Here is a 23,525-nt window from a genome sequence, read left to right as displayed (position 1 = left end):
ACGGGGATGACGGCGGGCGTGGCGTGCGGGTCATGCGGCACCGGGCTGCGCGAAGACGCCAGATTCTGCGACAAGTGCGGTGCCCCAGTCGGGGTTTCGGGTGACAGTGCCCAGTACAAACAGGTGACGGTGTTGTTCGCCGATGTGGTGCGCTCGATGGATATCGCGGCCACGCTGGACATCGAGCGGCTGCGCGAAATCATGACCGAGCTGGTGGAGCGCTCGGCGGCGGTGGTGCAACGCTACGGCGGGACCGCGGAATACAACGGCGACGGGGTGATGGCGCTGTTCGGGGCCCCGGTCGCGTTGGAGGATCACGCTTTCCGCGCCTGCCTGGCCGCACTGGCCATTCAGCAGGAGGCCGAGCGGCTGGCCGCCGAGGTGGCGGGTCGCGATGGGGTGGCACTGCGGCTGCGAGTGGGGTTGAATTCGGGTCGGGTGATTGCCGGTGAAATCGGTTCTGGGACGCTGGGATACGCCGCAACCGGCGAGGCGGTCGGCTTCGCCCAACGGATCGAATCGGCGGCTCCCCCAGGCGGGGTGATGCTGTCCGAATCGACAGCACGGCTCGTCGAACACGCCGTGGTGCTGTCTGAGCCGGAATGGGTGCCTGTCAAGGGATTCGACGAACCGGCGCAGGCGCGCCAACTGCGGGCGATCCGACCACGACAGGGACTGGCTGAACGCGTCGAGGCAACCCTGGTCGGTCGGCGTTGGGAGATGGCGGCGCTTGAGGCCATGATGGACCGCGCGCTCGGCGGCCGGGGCGGCGTCGTCACGGTGGTAGGACCGCCGGGCATCGGCAAGAGCCGGGTGGCCCGTGAAGTTGCCGCGCTGGTCGGCAGTAGCGGGGCCGAGGTGTATTGGGCTTTTTGCGAGTCGCACGCCGGTGACATTTCTTTCGGGGTCTTGGCACGACTGCTGCGCGCCGCCATCGGCGTGGCAGATCTGGACGGCCAAGCCGCCCGCGCGCGCGTGCGGCAACAGTTCCCCGATGCCGACCCGCAAGATCTGCTCTTGCTAGAGGATCTGCTCGGGGTCGCCGACCCCGAGACGCCACCGCCCGCGATCGACGCGGAAGCCCGGCGCCGCCGGTTGAGCGCATTGATCAATACCGCGTCGCTGGCGCGCACCCAACCGGTGCTCTATGTCGTCGAGGACGCCCACTGGATCGACGCGGTCAGCGAGTCGATGCTGGCCGATCTGTTCACCGTCGTGGGGCGCACCCCGTCGATGGTGCTGATCACCACTCGTCCCGAATACCAGGGGGCGCTGGCCCGAGTACCCGGCGCCCAGACCATAGCGCTTGCACCACTGGGTGATTCGGATATCGCTGCGCTACTCGCCGAGCTGTTGGGTGCCGACCCCTCGGTCAGCGAGCTGGCGGCGATCATTACCGAGCGCGCCGCGGGCAACCCGTTCTTCGCCGAGGAAATGGTGCGCGAGTTGGTGCAACGCGGAGTGCTGAGCGGTGCGCGCGGTGACTATGTCTGTTCCGCGGATGTCGCCGAGTTGAGCGTGCCCGCTACGGTCCAGGCCGCCATCGAGGCGCGCATCGACCGGTTGGCCCCAGCGGCGAAACGCACGTTGACTGCGGCCTCGGTGATCGGAGCGCGCTTCGAAGCCGATCTCCTGCTCGCACTGGACATCGATCCGGCGCTCGACGAACTCCTGGCCGCGCAACTGATCGATCAGATCCGGTTCTTCCCGAGCGCCGAATATGCCTTTCACCACCCGCTCGTCCGGGCGGTGGCCTACGAATCACAGTTGAAATCCGATCGCGCCCAGTGGCACCGCCGCCTGGCCGCCGCGATCCAAGAACGTGAGCCAGGCGCGGTAGAGGACAACGCGGCGCTGATCGCCGAACATCTCGAGTCGGCCGGCGATCTGCCCACGGCATACGGCTGGCACATGCGTGCCGCCGCGTGGTCTACCCACCGCGATCTCGACGCTGCCCGGCTCAGTTGGGAGCGGGCACGCCGCATCGCCGACACGCTACCCGCCGACTTCCCCGGTCAGCTGTCGATGCGCATCGCTGCCCGCACCATGCTGTGTGCCACCGAGTGGCAGGGCCGAGCTGTTCAGGACAGACAGAGCCGCTACACCGAATTGCGCGAGTTGTGCGACGCCAGCGGCGACAAGGTATCGCTGGCCATCGGCATGACCGGCGTCATTACCGAGCTCTTCTATACCGGGCACTCGGCCGAGGCCTCGCAATTGGTATCCGAGCAGATGGCGCTGATCGAATCGGTCGGAGATCCCAACTTGACGGTGGGAATGGCGTTGGTGGGTATCGCAAACTACGCGGATACTGGTGAATTGGACAAAACGTTACGGTTGTCGCAGACCGTCGTCGATCTGGCCGCCGGTGATCCCGCGATGGGAGCCGGATTCGGCTTTGGATCACCGCTGGCAGTCGCGTTGGTATGGCGCGGTATCGCGCGGTACTGGCTTGGCCGCCCCGGGTGGCGCCAAGATCTCGAGGACGGCACCGAAATGGCCCGGAACAGTGACCCGACAACCTTCGCAACTGCCACCGCTTGGGCCTATGCCTGGGCGATTCACTACGGGGTCCTGCGAGCCGATGAGTCAGCGCTGCACGCGATCGAGGGGGCGGTGCAGACCGCCGAACGGGCCGGCAACGACACCGCACTGAGCGTGGCGAAATACGGACTGGGAGGCGCGCTGCTGACTCGCCAGGCCGCGGACGACCGGCACCGCGGGCTGGAGCTACTTTCTCAGGCCCGCGATATCTGGCAGCGCAAGCAGGTCGGTCTTCAGATGATGCAGATCGTCGAAGCCTGGGTCGCCCGCGAGAGGGCCAGGCAAGGCGACCGCGACGCCGCCATGGCGGTGCTGCGCAAAGCCGTCGACGAGTTGCATCAGGCAGAACGGCTCGGCCCTGCCGTTTCGGCCACCGGCATGCTCGTGGAGACACTGATCGAGCGTGGCGCCGAGGGTGACCTGACCGAAGCCCAAGAGATGATCGACCGGTTGACGGAACTGCGGACCGACCAAGAAGCGGCGATGCGCGAGATCATGTTGCTGCGCCTGCGCGCGCTGCTCGCCCGCGCCATCGGCGACGGCGACGTCTTCCATGACTTGGCAAACCGCTATCTCGCGATGGCCGAATCGCTTGGCTTCGAAGGACATATTGACTGGGCGCGGGCGATGGTTCCAGGGACTACGTACTGACGGCGAACGGTCGGAAGAGATTCAGTAACACGCTACTGAACGCCACCACACCGCATCGGAGGGACGATTCTCTGATGAACGGAAGATATCTCCGTCGGTGGTTGCCGTGAGCACCGAAGCCGTTCGGGAAAAGCGAGTCACGCTGAATGTCGATCTGTTGGAGGTTGCCGACCTGCTCGAACGCGTGCCGCGCGCATGCGTGGCATTCGCCGGCGAGGAGGGCCCACGTGTCGAGCCCGTCACCGTTGTCTGCAACGGCGACGGGCGCTACTTCGTAGGATTGCCGTCGAGCACCGCGAATCGGCTCGGCGTTCACACCGAGGTGGTGCTGCTCGTCGATGACGGTGTCCAATTCTTTGACCTCCGAGCGGTTTACGTGCGCGGGGTCGTCGAGCCGCCGAACGGAATGACAGTTTTGGCGGACGGATTCTTCTGGTTCGAGGTCGAGCCGACGCGGACCGCCGCCTGGGATTACGCGCGCATGAGGGAAGTCGATGATGAATCCTGACGACCCGGCGGTGGTCGAAATCCTCCGCCGCGCGATGGTAGCGCGCATTGCGACCGTCTCTCGCAACGGACGCCCCCACGTCAACCCGCTCTACTTCGTGTGTGGGAACGGAAGAATCTACCTCGGCACCGTCGACCGGACGCTGGCAGCGCTGAACGTCAAGGCCAACCCGCGAGTTACCATCCTGTTCAACATCGAGCGGGAGCCCAACGATGAACGGGCCCTTAGGATCTACGGGAACGCTGTGGTGCGTACCGACCTGAAGATTTGCCGCTGGTATTTGCGCCGCGACTATCGCAAATACATCCTGACTCCACGCGGGTTCGCAAACTCCCTCGCACATGTTCGACTGCTCCCGCTGGTGCGTCGTTTCGTCACGTCGGGTGAGAAAGGGCAGGAGTGCGTGCTTGAAGTCAGGCCGGAAGTAGTAGAACTTGTGACCACGCCCGCCGCGCGGTCCTACGCTCCGTAGTTCAAAGCCGCGACGTCACGATCTTCGTTCTGGACATCGCCCGGGTCCTTGACAAAGCAGTACATGCGGTAGAGGTATTCCTCGCGTTGCAGTGCGCGGTAGAACCTCGTGCCTTTCATGCCTGAGTATTCGCGGCCCATAGTTCGCAGGCCGAGCGGCATCCGGATGACCAGTTCCTGGATCCGCTGCGTGTTCCCCTCGAGCGCACGCAGTACCTGGGCATTGATGACTTGCTGCGACAGCATTCGCATCGGGGCCTCGGCGAGCGCAGATTCCCACGCGGCGACATCGTCGCGGGGGCGGAGATCGGCGTAGAGGAAATGCCCGCCTGGGCGGAGCACCCGCACAACTTCGGCGAGAAACCTCGAAAAGTGAGGATACGCAGCCGAGGATTCGAGATTGACTACCACGTCGAAGGATTGGTCGGCAAAGGGCAGCTTCTCCGCGTTGCCGTGAACGAATTCCACGCCGTCGAGCTGGTGCCTACGGCGGCAGTAGGCGATGCCGGCAGGATTCAAGTCCAGCCCAGTGTAGGAGGTCGGGCGCAAAGTGCGCATGAGGTAGGAGGCTCCGCCACCGTGGCCGCAACCAACCTCGAGCACTCTCTTTCCGCTCAGGGCGGTCTGAGTTGCGATGCGGTGATAGAGCTGAATGTAGAACCGGTCGGGCTCGTCGCACTCCGCCAACTGGAGCGCCATCGGCGGATCCTCCTCGTAGCCGATGTTGAGGAACACCACGTCCGCGGAGTCGAATAGACGGGTTTGGAGGCGGTAGAAGTACCTGGACACCAAACGGTTGAACGACAAGAAATACGTAATGTGCATGGTGTATCCTCCAAGTTACCTTGTCGCAGTTATGTTTTCGTACGAACGGTTAATGCGACGGACGCACATCGGGACGTCGTCGATCGGAGCCGGCAAGGCCGTCATGTCCCATTCCAGGGAGTAGCCGGAACGCATCTCGATGCGACGGTCACGAAGCAAGTGGTGGATGAGAACCTTTACCACCACGGTGGCGAAGTGCATGCCGATACATTTGTGCGCGCCCGCACCGAAGGGCACGAAGGCAAGCCGGTGCGCTCTGTCTTCGCGACGCGCATCGCTGAACCGCTCGGGATCGAAGGTACGAGGATCGGTCCACAGACCGGGCCAGTAGTGATTGAGCAAAGGCGCGACGGCCACCATCGTGTCTGCCGGCACGAAACAGCCCTGGATGGAGGTAGCTCTCAACGCTTTCCGGAAGATGACGGGTACCGGAGCTACCAGGCGCATTGCCTCGTTGATCACCATTCCCAGCGCCTGCATGCGATCCAGCGCGTCCAGGTCAAGGCGCCCGTCACCGATATCGGCTGACTCTGCGCGCACCCGGTCCTGCCACTCGGGGTGCAGCGCCAGCTGATACAGGGTGGCCGTCGCGGCGGCGGCGCTGGTATCGGTCGCGGCCGACATCAGAAAGATCATGTGGTTGACGGCGTCGTCGTCGGTGAACTGATTGCCCTCCTCGTCGCGGGCACGGCAAAGTGCTGCAAAGAGGTTGTCGCCGCCTGACTTCCGTCGCGCGTCGATGTTGCTATGGAAGAATCGCTCGAGCTTACGCCGACCACGCACGCCTGCCCACCAGCGCAGGCCGGGGACTGGGAAGCGAATTACGGCGGTGGCCGCGTGCAAGCATTGGATGAACGCCTTGCCCATCAGGTCACTCTGCGGTCCAGGTTCATCACCCATGAACGCGACCGTGGCGATGTCGAGCAAGGTGCGTTTGAGATACGGAAAAACCAGCATTTCCTCATCATTGAGCCCGGCAGCGGCGGCCCGAGAAATGGTGTCCATCGACCGCAGGTAGCCGCCCAGACGTTGCCTGGTGAACGCCTCCTGCATGATTCGACGGTGCAGGCGGTGTTCCGCGAAGTCCAAGAACATCAGTCCCCGGTTGAAGAACCGGCCGGCGAAGAACTCCTGGCCCTGCTGCGAGAAAACGTGGTCGCTGTCCGTAAGAACTTCCTGCGTAGCATCCGGGCCTAGGGCGAGAACTATTGGCATTGCAAAGACGCGCATCCAGGAGACTGGACCGTAGGTTTGCAGCCGGCTCTGCAGAAACTCAATCGGCAGAGTTCCCGCGGCGAGGGCGTCGCCGAGTAACGGAAGGCCTCTGTCGCCTGGAACTGGCTGCAATCCACTGCCTTTCGGGGCCGGAGACAGAGCACGGCGGACGGGACTTCGGTTCGTCAAGAGTCTGCGGGCGGCTACCGCTCCGCCCTTGAGGACCCGCCTTTTCACCCGCCGGCGAACATCTCCCGCGAAACGTCTAGCGGGCATGATCACCGGCCCTGGAAAGGGCGGTGTGCGCTGGCACCTGCTGAGAGTTCTTTGCCGTCAGGGCATCAAGCCCCGCTGCGATCACCGCGTCCATGATTCGATCGGGCACCATACGGCGGGCGAAGACGGTACCCCACGAATCGAGGCCGACACGGTATCGGACCTTTGGGCGCTTCGCGGCGAGTGCGACGGCCACGGTGTCGGCGAAATCGGTGGGCGTCGTCTTGCTCGCCTGTCCACGCGCCTCGTTCATCTCGAGGAATGCGGCGAATTTCGCCCGGTATGTCACGCTGAGGTCGGCGGGCGCCGCGGACATGATTTGATCCGCGGATTCGCGGATCTTGCCCCACAGCGGTGTGTGGATCGCGCCGGGCTGAATGATCGACACCGACACCCCGAGCGGGCGCAGTTCGCGGCGCAGCGCATCGCTCAGCGCCTCCTTGGCGAACTGGGCCGCGGCATAAGCCCCGAGGTATGCCGGGGCGACATTGCCGATGCCCGAGCTGACGTTGACGACCCTGCCCCCCGATGCGCGCAGCAGCGGAAGAAGATGCTGCAAGAGCGCAAGTGCGCCGACGACGTTGGTCTCCAACTGGGTGCGAACCAGGTCGATCGGAATACATTCCAGTGGTGCGCTGATGCACACGCCCGCATTGTTGATCACGGCCCAGAGTCCGGTGTTTGTGCACTCGTGATCGATGAAATCGGCTGCGCGCGCGATCGAAGTCCCGTCGGTGACATCGAGTGACACCGGTATCAGCTCCCCTAGCGACGGCGGCAGCGCAGCGAGTTCGCCAGCACTTCCTTCGCTACGCACTCCCGCGAATACGCGGTAGCCGATCTTGCTGAGGTGGATTGCGGCGGCCCTTCCCAGCCCGCTCGAAGCGCCGGTGATAACTATCGATTTCGACCGTGCCGGCGCCGACCTCAGGGAACCCATTGTGGACCCTCCTCTTTGACTAGTCGCGGCGCCGAGTAGAGGCGGCCGGGTACGAGCAGGACGGCGTACCGCGCGATCCAGTACCACCGCTCGGCCGGGCGGAGGGGACGACGGACCTCGGCCTGTATCATCCGGTCCACCCCAGGTCGAATCGCATGGGGCGGACAGTGTTCCGAGTCAGTGATCGCAGCGGAACGCAACGCACCCCGAGATTGCGTGCGGCACAGACCAGGGGATTCTGCGCCTGCTCTAGTTTGTTGAGCCGACGCGAGCTGCGCACCAGCATCGCGGCTCGGCGCCGGCGCCTGTCCTCGTAGGCGCGAAGAGCTTGAACCGTATCAGGTATACGGGCCAGTGCCTCCGCCAGTACGAAGCCATCCTCCACCGCGGAACTGGCTCCTTGCGACCGACTGGTCAGCATCGGGTGCGCGGCGTCACCCAACAGGGTGATCGGGCCGCTTCCCCAACGTTTGAGGAAGGGCCGATCCTGGCCGGGCACACTGATGATCGCGTCCGCCGGGGTCCGGTCGATCACGTCGACCACCTCGGGTGCCCAATCGTCGAACGCCGAAAGTATTTCGGCCTTGCTCCCATGCCAGTCCCGGGCCTCGGCGGCGGGCAGGTTCTTTGCCCCCCACCAGTAGGCCATCCCACCGCCGATGTCGATGAGGCCGAATCGTTGTCCCCTGCCCCAGTAGTGGCCGGTGTATCCGGGCAGCATGCGTGGGTGCGAGAAGGGCACGGTGGCAAGCCAGAGGACGTAGCCATACTCTTTCGGAGGACGCTGACCAGCGACCTTTGATCGGACGACCGACCGGATGCCGTCGGCACCGATCAACACGTCGGCGCTCACCTGGGTGCCGCCGGCACACGCAGCCCACGCGTGGCGTCTGTCGACAGCGATTTCGGTTACCTCCGCGCCGTAGTGAATGGGTATGTCGGAAGCGGCATTCCGCAGCGCACGAATCAGCTCGTTGCGGTGAATGCTCACGAACGGATGGCCCGTTTCTGCGGTGATGGCAGCCCCCGGCAACGCGCGGATCAGCGCGCCGCGGGCCGTGCGAAACTCAAAGTGCTCGAGCGCGCGGCAGCAGGTCTCCGTTGTCAGGTCGATGCCCAGCGAGCGCAACACTTTGGTGGCATTGCTGGCGAGTCCCAGTGCCGTGCCCGTGGCCCGCGGTTCGGGTGCCGCTTCGTAGACTTCGACGTCAATTCCTCTGAGCCGCAAGGCTAGGGCGGCGCTCAAACCGCCGATCCCGGCGCCGACCACCGCCACCTTCGGTGCGTTCATCGCCGCCCTCCGTGCACCAGGTCCGCCGCAGTCAGTTCGGCGGACAACTTGGCCGCGACGTCCGCGACATGCGGTTCCGACATCATCGACAAGTGGTCCCCCGCAACGTCAATCACCCGAAGGCTGCGCGGCGCGAGAATTTCCCAACCGTTGGTCGGGCTGGCGAACATGCTCCCGACCATGAGGTGCGGGCCCACCAGCTGCGCCGGAAGATCGTCGATCGACCTGAGCAGCGTGATGTCGCGATCCAACGGTTCGTGCCGATAGTTCAGGGTCGCCTGGTAGTTGGCACGGAATATCTCGTAGAGCCGTCGGATCAACTGAGGCGAGCTCTCGGCGGGAACGATCCCGGCCTGCACCGCGTAGCGGAAGGCGGAATCGAACGATTCCTCACGTTGGGCCCAGTTGGACTCCTCCGTCAGCTGCGCCGCGTTCAAACCCCCGTGCGCCTCCAAGAGTAATTCCCCGAAGAACCAGGTGATCATGTCTTTTTCGGTGACGACAGCACGGGAACGCTCGTCGAGCGCGGTCGTATCGAGCAGGATCAGGCACGCCAATTCCTCGTCGGGCAACTGCCGCGCCATTTCGACGGCGACGTAGCCGCCAAAGGACCAGCCACCGACGTGGTACGGCCCCTCGGGACAAACTCTGCGGATCGCCGCGATATACGACGCGGCCAGCTCGCTCATCGAGCGCAGTGGCGTCGCGCCCGGTTCGGCACCCGCGGCCTGCAGCGCGTAAACCGGTTGATCATCCGGGAGGTGCTTGACCAGGTCGAGATAGCACAGGACATTTCCACCCATCGGGTGCACGAGAAAGAGCGGCGGGCGATCGCCCGAGTTGCGCAGCACCACAATTGGATCGAACGTTCGCGCCGGACCTCCGGTCGCTATCAGGCCGGCGATGTGCGCGGGTGTGGGCGTTGCGACAAACGCATCCAGGGGAATCTCCACATCCCATGTTCGCTGAACCGCCAGGACGACGCGCATGGCGCCGATCGACGTGCCGCCGGCATCGAAGAAGTTGGTGTCGGCCGAAAATGCCGCGCTGCCCGCGAATTCCGCCATGATCTCGGCGACCGCTGGCTCGTATGGATTGCACGGGACGGCATTCGACGGGGCTGCGGTGGTGGTGGCCAACGGCAGTTCGCGCAGGGCCTTGTCCTCTCGCTTACCGCTTGGCGTGAGCGGGAACTCGTCGAGCCAATGGAAGTGGGCGGGGATCATGTATGCGGGCAACACCGCTCGCAGATGGGCTCGGATCGCATCGAGGTCGACGCCTTCCCTGTCCCCAACGAGGTAGGCCACCAAGACGGAGTCCGTCCCCCCGCTCGCAGCATCCAGGTGTCGCGCCACGACCGCGACCTCTCGGATCGCCTTGTTGCCGAGGCCCATCAGTGCCAGTTCCACCTCAGCGCATTCGACACGGTAGCCGCGCACCTTCACCTGGGCGTCCGCCCGACCCAGATAGATCAGGTCGCCGTTGGGTAGTTGGACGCCCAGATCGCCCGTACGGTACATCCGATCGCCATGCTCGCCGACTGCGACGAAGCGCGCCGCGGTGAGGTCGGGTCGCGCCTCATAACCGATTGCGAGGCAGCTCCCTCCAATGTAGATTTCGCCCTTCGTACCGAGCGGAACGGGACGAAGATCGGGGCCCAGCACCCTGATCGTTGCGCCGTCGATCGGGGTGCCGATCGGCGGCAACGTGGGAAAGTCGTCCGGTGAACCACTCATCGTGTGGCCGGCCACTTCGTGGGTCTCGGTTGGACCGTAGTGGTTCTCCAGCACGAGACCGGGAGTCGCGTTGGATAGCCGGCGAATCTCCGGTGTCACCCGCAGTTGTTCACCGACGTTGACTACTACGCGCAGCGACTCCAACGGTGTTCGCGACACCTGGACGGCCTCGGCAAATGCCTGCAACGCGACGCAGGTCAGAAACACCCGCTCGATCCGTTCATCCGCGACGAGACGCACCAGTGCCCGAAAGTCCTTACGCTGCTCCTCGGAAACCAACCGCAATGTGCCACCGCCACACAACGTGGAGAAGATTTCCTGAAACGAGACGTCAAAGGATAGTGGGAAGAACTGCAACGTCAACCCGCCGACGGCACCGGACGGCCGCCGGTTCTGCCAGGTGACGAGGTTGTGCAGGGCCCGGTGTGGCATCGCAACACCCTTGGGTTCGCCCGTCGAACCGGAAGTGAACAAGACGTAGGCCGCGCTTTCCGGGTCGATCGCCGGCAGTGTCGTCGTCGCCGGGACTTCCAATAGCGCACGAACTTCCGCGATATCGGAGATGACCCGGAACGGTTTGGCGCGCTCGATCATCAAGTGGATTCGTGCGTGTGGATAACTGACATCCAACGGGACAACCGCCCCGCCGGCCTTCAGCACGCCGAGCACCGTCGCGATCAGCTCCGGCGACCGTTCCAGCATCACCGCCACGCGAGCTCCCGAGGGCATGCCTGCTGCCAAGAGGCCGGCCGCGATTCGGTCTGCGCCGCGGTCCAAATCTGCGTACGTCCAGTTCGCCGCCTCGCAAGAGACTGCCGTCGCGCCCGGGTTCCCGGCCGCCTGCTCGGCGACGAGTTGGGCAACGTCACGCGAGGCGAGATCGTCGGCCGCCGGATCGACTGCCCCCTCAGGTGAGCGCACGATGGTAGCCAGCACTCGCACAACCGAATTCGCATATTCACGCGCTTGTGCAGCGGTGAGTACCGTCGAATCACCCGTGACGCGCAGCGACAGCTGGCTGGTCCGAGGATCCACCGCGGCGGTCACCCACAGCGCAAAGTTTGTCTTTTCGCGCACTTCGAAGTCGAGCAGTTCGATGCCGGCACTTGCCCGCTCGACCATCAGGTGATAGTTCACGTAGTCGAATACAACCTCGAACAGGGGGCGTCCCGCGTCGGACTGCATGGCCTGCAACGGATACCGCCGATGGGGATGGCTCGCGCGTTCGAATCGAGCCAGGTGTTCGACAACGTCGAGCCAGGTCGTCGATGTCCCATCGAGCCGCACCGGGATCGTGTTGAGAAACAGGCCGGCAGCCGTTTCGGAGCCGGCGCGGCCGGGCCGCCCGTGGGTGACCAGTCCCGTGGTGACGTCCACCTCACCCGAGAGTCGCTGCAGTGTGACGCAATGGGCCGCCAGCAGCAGGGATTTCAGCGACAGGCCACGCGACTTCGCCAGTCGTCCGGCCGCATCCTGTAGCCACTGCGGGATCAGGAGTGTCACTGCCGGATTGGCGGCCGTTGGGGATTGGTGTGCAACGAAGGATTGCAGCGTCGTTGCCCGCGCTCCGTCCAGCGCCCGACGCCAGAACTCTTGGGTCGCGGGATTTGCCAGCGCCTCGCGTTCCAGACGGACATGCTCGGCCAGCATGGTGGGCGAGTGGATGTCGGTGTCGACAGCCGGGATGTCGAAGCCGAGGCGGAACAGATAGTCCTGCAACAATTCACGCATCAAGTTGGCCGCGCTCCAGCCGTCCAGCACTGCGTGATGGAACGCGAAGACCAGGTCAACGCAGTCATCCCGGACGAAGGCGCGCAAGCTGTACAGCGGAGCCCGGGTGAAGTCATAACGTTGCGAGTGTCGGGCAGCCAGGTAGCGGTCGATATCGGAGTCGTCGGCTCCGATCACGCAGTCGAATGCTCTGCGCGGCACCTGCGGGCGCACCACCTGCAGCGGCGCGGAATGTTGATTGAGTTCAAACGACGACCGCAGTGCGGGGTGCCGGGTGACCAGGTGCGCGAACGCGTCGCTGAATTCGGCTTCGCACCATGGCATCGCGAAGCGATAGCGGAACACATCCTTGTACATCGTCGAATCGGCACGCTCGATGCTGTGAAAGAGCATCCCCAGTTGCAAGGCATTCACCGGGAAGGCGTCCTCGGCGTCATGCAACGCAGCACGGTCGATCAGCGGAACCAATGCGAACGCGTCCGTGACACCGGGCGTGTCCGGTGCCGGACGTGCACTCAGCTGCGCCAGTTCGGCCACCGTGGGTCGCGCGTAAAGCTCCTCGATATCGAAGGCAATGCCACGCTTTTCGGCCTTGCTGCGCACGACGAGGGCAAGTATCGAGTCGCCGCCGATGGTGAAGAAGTTGTCATGGATTCCGACGGAGCTCAGACCGAGCACCTCGGAGAACACCTCGGCCAGGGCCGCCTCGGCCGAAGCACGTTGATGCTGCGCTTTTGGCGGTGTCTTGTCGTACTTTTCCGCCCTGGACGCAGAGTCAAATGTGGTGATGGTCTGCTCGGGTGAATCGACGACCGACGTCAAGACCTGCAGGAAGGTATCGGCGTATTCGGTCCGCGGATCGCCGTTTACCCGTAGGAACAATCGCTGCGTTCGGGGGTCGATTCCGGCGGTAGCGAGTAACGCGAAGTTGGTCTGCTCTTGCACGTCGAAGTCGAGCAGCTCGATTCCGTCAGTGGCGGCCAACTCGGCGAATGGGTGATAGTTGACGTAGTTGAACGCCGTGTTGAACAGCGGGCGGCCCGCGTCGGACTGCATGGCCTGCAGTGGGTAGCGCCGATGGCGATGGCTTACACGCTCGAACCGAGCGACGTGTTTCACGGCGTCACGCCAGGTCGTCGCCCCGCCGCCGAGCCGCATCGGTATCACGTTGAGAAACAGCCCGGCGGCGACCTCGGCGCCGACACGACCGGGGCGCCCGTGGGTGACCACACCGGTCGTGACGTCCGTCTCGCCGGAGAGTCTCTGCAGGACAAGGCAGTGCGCGGCCAACAGCACCGACTTCATTGGAAGGTCGAGCGACTTGGCCAATCGCGCTGCGCCATCCTGCAGTTCCTGCGGAATCAGCACGGTCAACGCGTCCGGGATGACCACCGGCCGGGGCTCGCGCTGCGAATCCAGTGACGTCGCATGTGACCCGTCCAGGGCCCGACGCCAGAACTCCTGAGCGGCTGGGTCTTTCCGAGCCTCCCGCTCCAGACGGACATGTTCGGCGAGCAGGGTCGCCGAGCATGGTCCGCCGTCCACCAGTGGCACATCGACACCGATGGAGGACAAGTAGTCCTGCACCAATTCACGGATCAGGTTTGCCACGCTCCAACCATCCAGCAGCGCATGGTGGAATGCGAAGACCAGATCCACGCCCTCATCCCGAACAAAGACGCGCAGGCTGTAGAGCGGAGCCCGTTCCACGTCGTAGCGGTGCACATGACGGGCGGCCATGTAGTCCCAGACCAGCGCATCGTCGGCTCCGGTCACGACGTCCAACACCGGCGACACCCGGGGCCAGACAACCTGGACGGGCATCGAATACTGGCTCAGGTCAAACGAGGAACGCAGCGCGGGGTGCCGCGCCACCAGCCGATCGAAGGCATCCGTGAACGCCCTTTCGCGCCACGGCATCGCCACGCGGTAGCGGAAGACATCCTTGTACATCGTCGACGCGGCGCTGGCCACGCTGTGGAAGAGCATGCCGAGTTGCAGCGTCGTCGCGGGGAACGCATCCTCGGCCTCGCCCAGAGCGGCGCGGTCGCTCGGCGCAAGCAAGGCGAACGCGTCTGTGACACCGGCCGGCATCGTTGCCGCTCCCCCGCTCGCCTGGGCCAGCTCCGCGACCGTCGGATGAGCGAACACGTCCTCGATATCCAAGACGATGCCGCGCTCCTCCGCCTCGCTGCGAACCGCGAGGGCAAGGATCGAGTCGCCGCCGATGGTGAAGAAGTTGTCGTGGATCCCAACGGATTCGACCTTCAGCACCGAGGCGAACACATCGGCCAGCGCCGCCTCGGTCGGAGTGCGCGGGCCGACCGCGGATTCGTCGGGCGCACCCGGCCGCGGCAGCGCCCGACGATCCAACTTGCCGCTCGTCGTGACGGGGAAGGAGTCCATCTCGACGAAGGTCGTGGGAACCATGTAAGCCGGCAGCCGGTGTTCCAAGTATGAGCTCAGTTGACCGATCGAGACGAGATCAGCGACGAAATAGCCGATCAGGTGGGTGCCGTGGGTGTCCGACGGCTCGGCTGTCACCACCGCAGATCGCACCCCCGGGCACGACTCCATGACGGATTGGACCTCCCCGAGGCTCACCCGGTTGCCGCGGACCTTGACCTCGTCGTCGAGGCGGCCGAGGAACTCGAGGTTGCCGTCGGCTCGCCACCGGGCGAGGTCGCCGGTGCGGTATCGCCGACCACCCGGCACCCGGTCGTCCGCGACGAACGCGGCCGCCGTCAGGTCCTCGCGTCCCCGATAGCCGCGGGCAAGTCCCACTCCCGCGATGTTCAATTCACCGGGAACGCCGACCGGGCAACGGTTTCCGCGATCATCGAGCACCAGCAGGGTCGTATTGTCGATCGGCTTTCCGATCGGCACCGCCTCGATCCGGCCGGTCGCGGGGCAGTCGAAGTAGCTCACGTCGACCGTGGCTTCGGTGGGTCCGTAGAGATTGACCAGCCGCGGCACACCGACGGCACCGAAGACTCGATTGAATCGCTCGACCAGCGCCGGCGTCAGCGCTTCCCCGCTACAGAACACCGTGCGCAGTGAGGTCAGCCGACGTAAGGAATCGCGCTGTTCCTCAATTTGATCCAGGAATGGAGTCAGCATCGTCGGCACGAAATGCATGACTGTCACACGATGTCGCTCCACAGCGCCGATGATCTTGCGCGGGTCCCGCTCACCGCCCGGCTCAAGCAGCGCGACGCTCGCACCCGCCATCGCCCACCACATCAACTCCCACACCGAGACGTCGAACGTGGTGGGAGTCTTGTGCAGAATCACGTCATCGGGACCAAGCGGATACCGCCGCTGCATCCATTGCAGTCGGTTGAGCACCGACCGGTGCTCGATCATCACGCCCTTGGGCCGTCCGGTCGATCCCGATGTGTAGATCACGTAAGCCAGGTCCTCGAGCGCGGCGACCGGTTCGACGGGATGAGCTTCGGTGAGGCTCGGTTGGATGCGGTCAATACCGAGTTGACTTGTCAGCTCGGCGAATTCGGTTCCCGCCACGGCTACCCGCGCACCGCTCTCCTGCAATACCGTGCGGATGCGCATCGCCGGGTAAGCCGGGTCGATTGGCACGTATGCCGCACCGGCGCGGAGGATGCCGTGGATCGCGACGACCGACTCCGCCGAGCGCGGCACGATCACCCCGATGCAGTCGTCACGTTGAACACCCTTGGCGTGCAACGCTTGCGCGATGTGGCCGACGGCGGCGTCGAAACCCGCGTAGCAGAGTGCTCCGCCCGCCCACGACACCGCTGCACGGTTGCCGGGGACGCCCGGGGCCAACTGGTCGATCCTGACATCCGCAACGTCAAGCATCGACGGCTCCACCGTAGGCGAATACATCCAATTCGCTGTGGTCTTCGGACGACAGCATGCCGATGTCACCGAGCGCCGTATCCGGTGCGTCCAGCGCCCTGTCGATCAGGGTCACCACGTGACGCAGGGCGTCCGCGAACCGGTAATTGTCGTCGAAGACGTCGTCGGCGTAGAACAAGTCCACTTCAAGAGACCCGTCCCGCGCGAAGTCTCGGACGACGATGTTGACCGCGTCCAGCGAGTAACCCGACGCAATCACACTGGCGTCCTGCCAAATCCCCTGCGCCTGTTCGTGTTCGGCGACCGCCAGGTAGGAGTAGGTGACGTCGAACAACGTGGTCCCGCCGGCGCCGTTGTGCAACGCCGAGACGATGTCCCCGTAGGCGAACCGCTGGCGAGCCTGCAGTTCCCATACTTCTGCGCTCACCCGATCGGCCAGCTCCGATATCGACAGAGCGCTGCCATCCGGCAGTCGCAGCGGAAGCATGTTGGTCATGCAACCCACCGTGCGCAGGTCGATGTCCGACAATCGATTCAGGAACGGGACTCCGATGATGATGTCCTTGCCCCGATGGATGCGGCGCAGGTATTCGCCGATGGCGGCCGTTGTGACGGCGAAGATGGTGCGGCCGGTATCGCGCAGACGCTGAGCCGTCGACGGATTCACTTGGAAACTGCGATGGTGCCGGTTTCGAGTACGCACCGATCCGCTGCGGTCGAACAAGCCTGGTTCTGCGTCACGGAGCTTGTCGACGAAGTACTCTCGGTCGGCCGCCCACTGGGCGGACGCGCGATACTGCCGCTCTGTGCGTACGAAGTCCACATACGCCGGTGCGTCCACGTCCATCTCGGTGCGGGTGTCCGGTCCCGACTCGTATTCACCGAGCACCTGGCTGAGCGCAAGATTGATGCCCCACGCGTCCCCCACGGCGTGATGGAAGCACGCGTACACCAGGAACGAGTCCCTGCGATCAACGAGGACGGCCACCCGGGTCAGCGGTCCGGTATGGGGAAGCACGTGTGTGTTCGCTTCGTCAATCCAGCGCTCACGTGCTGCCGCCGGATCCGCCTCGGAGGTCAAATCGACAAACTCAAGCTCGGGCGGTTCGGTACCGATGTACTGAACGAACTCACCGTCGCGGAACTCGAAACGCAACCGGAGCGCGTCATTTCGTAGATATGTCCGTCGCACGCACTCCCGCATCCACTCCAGATGCACCGAGCCATCCAGGCGAGCGTGGGCAACCACCTGAGTAATTGGGAGATCCGGGTACCGGGCAGCGACGGCGACGATGTCGCGTTGATAGGAGGTCAACGGCCAATAGCCCTGTTCGTCCGGTTCGTCCTGGCAGGCCGGCACGGCACCGGCGTCCTCGGCGTCCTGCACGTCATCGGTATCGAGCGCCTGGGTCAGGTAGCGGGCCAGCGCCGTTGGGGTTGGGTAGTCGAACACCGCGGTGGTGGGCAATTTCAACCCGGTGGCGGACTTGAGTCGATTGCGAAATTCGACCGCGCCCAGCGAGTCAAAGCCGAGCTCCTTGAACTCCTGATCCGTGCCCACCGCATCGCGGTCATCGTGGCCGAGCACCGCGGCGGCGTTGCAACGGATGATGTCAAGCAACGCGCCCTGCCGCTCGGACACGCTCATCCCGGCCAACCGATGCAGCAGATCACCCGAGGACTCGGCGGTCTGCCTTCCGGCGGTGCGCCGCTGTGCGCGAACCAGTGCGCGGAAGACGGGCGGCGGACCACTAGCCCCCGACGCCGAGCGGATGGCCGCGCGATTGAACCGTGCCGGTACGACAACGGGATGCGGTTGTCCGAGCGCCGCATCGAACAGGGCAAGGCCTTCGGCCGACGACATCGGAACAAAACCACAACGGCTCATGCGCGACCGATCGCGTTCGTCCAGATGACCCGTCATGCCGGTCGCTTGCGCCCACCATCCCCACGCCATGGAGACTGCTGGTAGCCCGTGCTGCCGTCGGTGCTTCGCCAGGGCATCCAGGAATGCGTTGGCCGCCGCGTAGTTCGCCTGGCCGGGGGATCCGAGTACGCCGGCGGCCGAGGAAAACAGCACGAATGCCGACAGGTCAGCCGACGCCGTCAGTTCGTGCAGATTCCACGCGGCGTCGATCTTGGGACGCAACACCGCGTCCAGGTGACGTGGCGTCAACCCGGTGAACACGGCGTCGTCAAGAACGCCTGCGGCGTGGATGACGGCGGTCAACGGGTGCTCAACCGGTATGCCGGCCAACAGTTCCTGCAATGCATCTCGGTCTGCCGCGTCACACGACTCGATCCGAACGCGAACACCGAGTTCGGTGAGTTCGGCTGCCAAAGCTGCAGCGGCCTTGGCCGCTCGGCCGGTTCGGCTGACCAGCAACAGATTGCGCGCAGCGTGACGAGTCACCAGATGCCGGGCGAGCAGCGTCCCGAGCACGCCGGTGCCGCCCGTGATCAACACCGTTCCTTCAGGATCGAGTGGCCCGGGCACGGTCAGCACCAACTTCCCGACGTGGCGTGCGCGGCGCAAGAACCGATAGGCCTCCGCCACCTGCCGGATATCCCCCGAACGCAGCGGCAGCGCACGCAGTCGACCAGCTTCGAACAGTTCCGCCAACTCGAGGAGCATCTCGTTGAGCAGCGCCGGAGCGACATCCTCGAGCAGATCGAACGCTCGATATCGAATACCCGGATGCCGGCTGGCGACCTCGTCAGGGTCTCGGATGTCCGCTTTGCCCAACTCGACGAACCTGCCGCCGCGCGGCAAGAGCCGCAGCGATGCATCGACGAATTCGTCCTTCAGGCAGTCGAGAACGACGTCCATGCCCGCTCCGCCGGTCGCCTGGAGGAACTTCTGCTCGAACTCGAGCGTGCGCGAGTTCGCGATGTGGCGATCGTCGAACCCCATGCCGTGCAATGCATCCCACTTCCCGGGGCTGGCGGTCGCGTAGACCTCCAAACCCCAATGCCTGGCCAACTGCACCGCGGCCATCCCGACACCACCCGTGGCGGCATGCACGAGGACCCGCTCGCCCGGACGCACGCGTGCGACGTGAGCCAGCGCGAAGTACGCGGTCAGGAACACCGCGGGCACCGTGGCGGCCTGCTCGTAGGACCAGCCGGCGGGCATCCGCACGATTCTCTGGTGATCCACGACGACAACCGGTCCCGCGCCGAAGAACTGACCCATCACACGATCACCCGGGGTGAAATCGACGACGTCGTCGGCTACTTCGATAACGATGCCGGAGCCTTCGAGGCCCACGTCGTAGTCGGACGGGTGACCCAGTGCGGTCAGAACATCGTGGAAATTCACCCCGGTGGCGCGCAGCGCCAGCCGTACCTGTCCGGGCTCCAGTGGCCGCTTGGATTCGGGCCACGGGCGCAAGGCAAAGTTCCGTGAATCCAATGTGCCGTCACCGAGGGTGGCCAGCCGCCAGTTGTCCACTCCGACCAGATCAGCGCCCTCGATTCGTTCGGTCCGCGCCAAGCGGGGACCGAAGCACACGTCATCACGGCAGATGAGTTGCGGTTCATCACGGTTGATGAGTTCGGCGACCGCGACATCGGCGCTGGCCCAATCGTCGACGTCGGCCAGCAGGATGCGGTCCGGGTTCTCCGTCTGCGCGCTACGCAACAAACCCCACACGGCCGCGTGGCCGATATCGGTGACGGCTTCGAACGACTCGGCCGCGACCGCGCCGCGGGTGAGCACGACCAGTCGTGCGTCGGCGTCGTGACTCGTGCTCGACAGCCACTTCTGGACGCGCTCCAGCACGTGCTCCAGGACGCGACGGGTACCGGCGGTCATCGCTGCACAATCGGAAAGCGTTGCCGGGCAGCGCAACACTGTCACATTGCCAGCCGGTGGCGCGGCGTCACGTTGTGCCGGAGGAAGAGCGACCCAGTTCAATCCATACACTGCGTCATCGGCGGCCGCACCCATCTGCAATTGGCTCGGTGAAATCCCCAGCAGGGTTAGTGATTCGATGCGCCCGACCAAGCACCCGCGGTCGTCCGTCAGCGTGAGGGCAACGGTATCGGAGCCGATGAGTCGGATCCGGGCCCGCAGCGTGTTGACGCCGCCGACGTGCAACGACAACCCGGCCCACTCGAACGGCAGCCTGGTGAGCTCGGATGCGGCGAGGATGCCACCGGCGCCGATACCGTGCAGGATGGCGTCGAGAAGCACCGGGTGGAGACTGAATCGGTCCGCGTCGCTCGCCACCTGCTCCGGCAGCACCGCCTCCACGAAGACCTCGGGGCCACTACGCCACACCTTGCGCAGCCCGCGGAATGCGGGTCCGTATTCGTAACCCACCATGGCCAGTTGCGGGTAAACCTCGGAAACGTCGATCGATTCCGCGCCCTCTGGTGGCCATGGGCTCGCGGGCTGGTGGGGTTCGTCGGAAGCGACGTCTTGGGCCGGGGACAGTATGCCGTTCGCGTGCCGCGTCCACGACCGGTCCGCGCCGTCGTCGATCCGCGAGTAGATCTGGACGCGACGTTCGCCTGACTCGTCCTCGGCACCGACGGTGACTTGCAGTGCGACGCCTGCGTGGTCGCCGATGATCAGCGGCGCGTGTAGCACGAGTTGCTCCAGTCGGGGGCATCCCACCTGGTCCCCCGCCCGCAACGCCAGCTCAACCATCGCCGCACCCGGCACGAGCACCACACCGTGGACCTTGTGGTCGGCCAGCCATGCGTGAGAGCCGAGCGACAACCGACCAGTGAGCACGGTCACGTCTGAATCCGCCTGTGTCACAACTGCGCCAAGCAGGGGATGTTCGGCGCCGTCCACGCCGAGGCTGCCCGCGTCGATGGAACCCGACCCGCATTCCATCCAGTAGCGCTTGCGTTGAAAGACGTAGGTGGGCAGTTCAACACGCCGTGCGCCGGTGCCGTAGAACATGGCCATCCAGTCGGGTGTGCGGCCGTGCACGTGCGCCTCGGCAGCCGACAGCAAGAACCGCCGCATGCCGCCTTCGCCGCGTCGGAGCGTGCCTAGCACGCGGTGGCCGTCGCCGTAATCTTCTACCGCTTCCTGGATGCCAGCGATCAGTACCGGGTGTGGACTCGACTCGATGAATGTGCCGTAGTCGTGTTCACATGCCCATCGGACCGCCTGCTCGAACAACACCGGTTGCCGCAGATTGGCGAACCAGTAGTCGCCGTCGAGGACATCGGTGTCGAGCCGGGCACCGGTGACTGACGAAATGAAGGTGATCTCGCCAGGTCGGGGGCGCAGCCGGGAAAGCTGCTGGCGCAACGACTCCCGCAAGTCCTCGACGTGCGCCGAATGCGAAGCGTAGTCGACGGGAATACGACTGGACGGCACCCCGTCGCGATCGCATGCGATCATCAACTCGTCCAACGACGCCGAGGTGCCGGTAACAACGGTCGAACGCGGACCATTGAGCGCGGCGATCGAAATCGACTGGGCCCACGGTTCGATCAGCTTGTGGACCCGTTCCGGGGAGCACGCGAGGGAAACCATGCCACCCGTTCCCGCGATCGTGCTGACAGCCTTGCTGCGCAACGTGACTACCTTCGCCGCGTCTCGCAGTGACAGGACACCAGCGACGTGGGCCGCCGCAATTTCACCCTGCGAATGACCGAGCACGGCGTCGGGGTGGATGCCGAGCGCTCGCCATTGCGCGGCCAACGAAACCATCACGGCGAACAGGACGGGCTGTACCACATCGACCCGGTCTGGGGCCAAAGGGCTCCGCACGGTCTCCAGCAGCGACCAGTCGACGAACTCGGAGAACGCGGCGTCGCAGAGCCGCATCTGATTGGCGAACGCCGAAGCATGCTCGAGAAGTTCGGACGCCATGCCCGGCCACTGTGATCCTTGACCGGGGAACACGAAGACAGTCTTGCCGGGCGCTGCGGCCTTCCCAGCCACCGTATTCGGTGCAGGCGCACCTGTAGCTATCGCTGCCAACCCAGCCAACAACTCATCGCGTCCGGTTCCGACGGTGATGGCACGCTGATCGAACAGCGCCCGGGTGGTAATCAGCGAGAACGCGATATCCTGCGGATCCAAGTCGTCGTGTTCCTCGACGTATTGCCGCAATTGAGCCGCCTGCTCGGCTAATGCCGTCGGTGACTTCGCGGACAACACCCACGGCGTCATCGTGGGGCTCACTCGAGCTGTCCTCGGCGCCAACGGCTCTCGCGGAGCCTGCTCGAGAATCACGTGGGCATTTGTTCCGCTGATGCCGAACGACGACACCCCGGCACGTCGCGGTCGACCGGGCCGCTCGCCCGGGCCAGGCCAAGGGCGTGCTTCGGCGACCACCTCGACAGTCTTGGACGACCAATTCACGTGGGGTGTAGGGGCATCGAAATGCAGTGTGGCAGGTACAACCCCGTGTCGAATCGACTGCACGACCTTGATCACGCCGGCGATGCCAGCCGCCCACTGGGTGTGACCGATGTTCGACTTGACCGAGCCCACCAGCAGCGGGTGTTTCTCCGAATGGGCTTTTCCGTACGTCGCGAGCAGCGCGTGCGCTTCGATGGGATCGCCGATTCTGGTGCCCGTGCCATGCGCCTCGACCACGTCCACATCGCCCGCGTTCAGCCTCGCATCCGACAGGGCCCGCCGAATCACCCGCTGCTGCGCCGGTCCGCTCGGCGCGGAGAGCACGCCGGTGGCCCCGTCCTGCCCAACGGCGCTGCCGCGGACCAACGCGAGTACCGGGTAGCCGCAATTACGCGCGTGTGACAGGGTGGCCAGCACCAGGACGCCAGCGCCTTCTGCGGCGCCAAATCCGTCTGCGGCCGCAGCGAACGGCTTTGATCGACCGTCGGCCGACAGCGCGCCCTGCCGACCGAGGCCGATGTAGACGCTGGGCGAGCACACGACGGTGACCCCGCCCGCCACCGCCAAGTCACATTCGCCCGATCGCAGCGACCGAATGGCCAGATGCACCGCAACCAGCGATGACGAGCAACCCGTGTCTATCGTCATCGCCGGACCCTGCAACCCGAAGATGTAGGACAGTCGACCGGACGCGACGCAAGTGGGAGTACCCATCGCCAGATGGCCGGCATATCCCTCGGTTTCCTCGTAGACGCGCGGCCCATACTCCTGTGCACTCGCGCCGATGTAGACCCCGGTGTTACTGCCCTGCAACGAATTGGGGTCGATCATCGCGCGCTCCAGCGCCTCCCAGGTCACCTCGAGCAGCAGGCGTTGCTGGGGGTCCATGGCATGCGCTTCGCGGGGGCTGACGCCAAAGAACGCGGCGTCGAAATCACTGACGCCCTCGATAAACCCTCCCCCGCGGACATGCGTGGCCCGCGGCGCGGTGGGGTCAGGCCCGAATAGCGTTTCGAGGTTCCAGCCCCGGTCGGTGGGAAACTCCGTGATGGCATCGCGTTCCTCAGACAGCAACTGCCACAGATCATCTGGGGACTTGACGCCACCGGGAAAGCGGCAGCCCATCCCCAAAATGGCGATCGGCTCATTAACGGCCATAC

9 protein-coding genes are annotated in these 23,525 nt (G+C 64.9%); 3 read left to right on the top strand and 6 right to left on the bottom strand.

Features of this window, described 5'->3' with window-relative positions:
* Positions 1–6 precede the first annotated feature (6 nt).
* From BST27_RS00065 to BST27_RS00055, 3 genes are all read left to right on the top strand, one after another.
* Complete coding sequence (locus BST27_RS00065) at positions 7–3,195, top strand: AAA family ATPase (RefSeq protein WP_069419277.1); 3,189 nt, start codon at positions 7–9, stop codon at positions 3,193–3,195.
* 106 nt (positions 3,196–3,301) lie between these two features.
* Entirely contained in the window at positions 3,302–3,703 is a 402-nt protein-coding gene (locus tag BST27_RS00060; protein ID WP_069419278.1) for a hypothetical protein, read from the top strand.
* On the top strand, positions 3,693–4,175 hold the full coding sequence (locus BST27_RS00055; RefSeq protein WP_069419279.1) for a pyridoxamine 5'-phosphate oxidase family protein: 483 nt from the start codon (positions 3,693–3,695) through the stop codon (positions 4,173–4,175). Before BST27_RS00060 ends, BST27_RS00055 begins: the two co-directional genes overlap by 11 nt.
* Here BST27_RS00055 and BST27_RS00050 read toward each other — a convergent pair.
* The 6 genes from BST27_RS00050 to BST27_RS00025 all read right to left on the bottom strand — a co-directional run bounded on the left by BST27_RS00050 (position 4,163) and on the right by BST27_RS00025 (position 23,523).
* The gene (locus BST27_RS00050) at positions 4,163–4,999 is read right to left on the bottom strand and encodes a phthiotriol/phenolphthiotriol dimycocerosates methyltransferase (protein ID WP_069419280.1); all 837 of its coding nucleotides are present in this window, start codon (positions 4,997–4,999) and stop codon (positions 4,163–4,165) included. The two genes, BST27_RS00055 and BST27_RS00050, sit on opposite strands and share 13 nt — an antisense overlap.
* Before the next feature lie 15 nt (positions 5,000–5,014).
* The gene (locus tag BST27_RS00045; RefSeq protein ID WP_083274508.1) at positions 5,015–6,490 is read right to left on the bottom strand and encodes a cytochrome P450; all 1,476 of its coding nucleotides are present in this window, start codon (positions 6,488–6,490) and stop codon (positions 5,015–5,017) included.
* Complete coding sequence (locus BST27_RS00040; protein ID WP_069419282.1) at positions 6,480–7,430, bottom strand: SDR family NAD(P)-dependent oxidoreductase; 951 nt, start codon at positions 7,428–7,430, stop codon at positions 6,480–6,482. The genes BST27_RS00045 and BST27_RS00040 overlap by 11 nt, the downstream gene beginning before the upstream one ends.
* 127 nt (positions 7,431–7,557) lie before the next feature.
* Entirely contained in the window at positions 7,558–8,721 is a 1,164-nt protein-coding gene (locus BST27_RS00035; protein WP_069419283.1) for an FAD-dependent oxidoreductase, read from the bottom strand.
* Positions 8,718–16,028: a non-ribosomal peptide synthetase gene (locus BST27_RS00030; RefSeq protein WP_139804939.1), complete on the bottom strand. Its 7,311-nt coding sequence runs from the start codon at positions 16,026–16,028 to the stop codon at positions 8,718–8,720. The genes BST27_RS00035 and BST27_RS00030 overlap by 4 nt, the downstream gene beginning before the upstream one ends.
* Positions 16,021–23,523 (bottom strand): type I polyketide synthase, encoded by a 7,503-nt coding sequence (locus BST27_RS00025; protein WP_069419285.1) that lies wholly within the window; start codon positions 23,521–23,523, stop codon positions 16,021–16,023. Before BST27_RS00025 ends, BST27_RS00030 begins: the two co-directional genes overlap by 8 nt.
* Positions 23,524–23,525 lie beyond the last annotated feature (2 nt).

The sequence above is a fragment of the Mycobacterium intermedium genome (genome assembly GCF_002086275.1).
In the GTDB taxonomy this organism is placed as follows: Bacteria; Actinomycetota; Actinomycetes; order Mycobacteriales; family Mycobacteriaceae; genus Mycobacterium; species Mycobacterium intermedium.
Note: the sequence above shows the minus strand (reverse complement) of the source record. Positions and strands in the feature narration are given on the sequence as shown.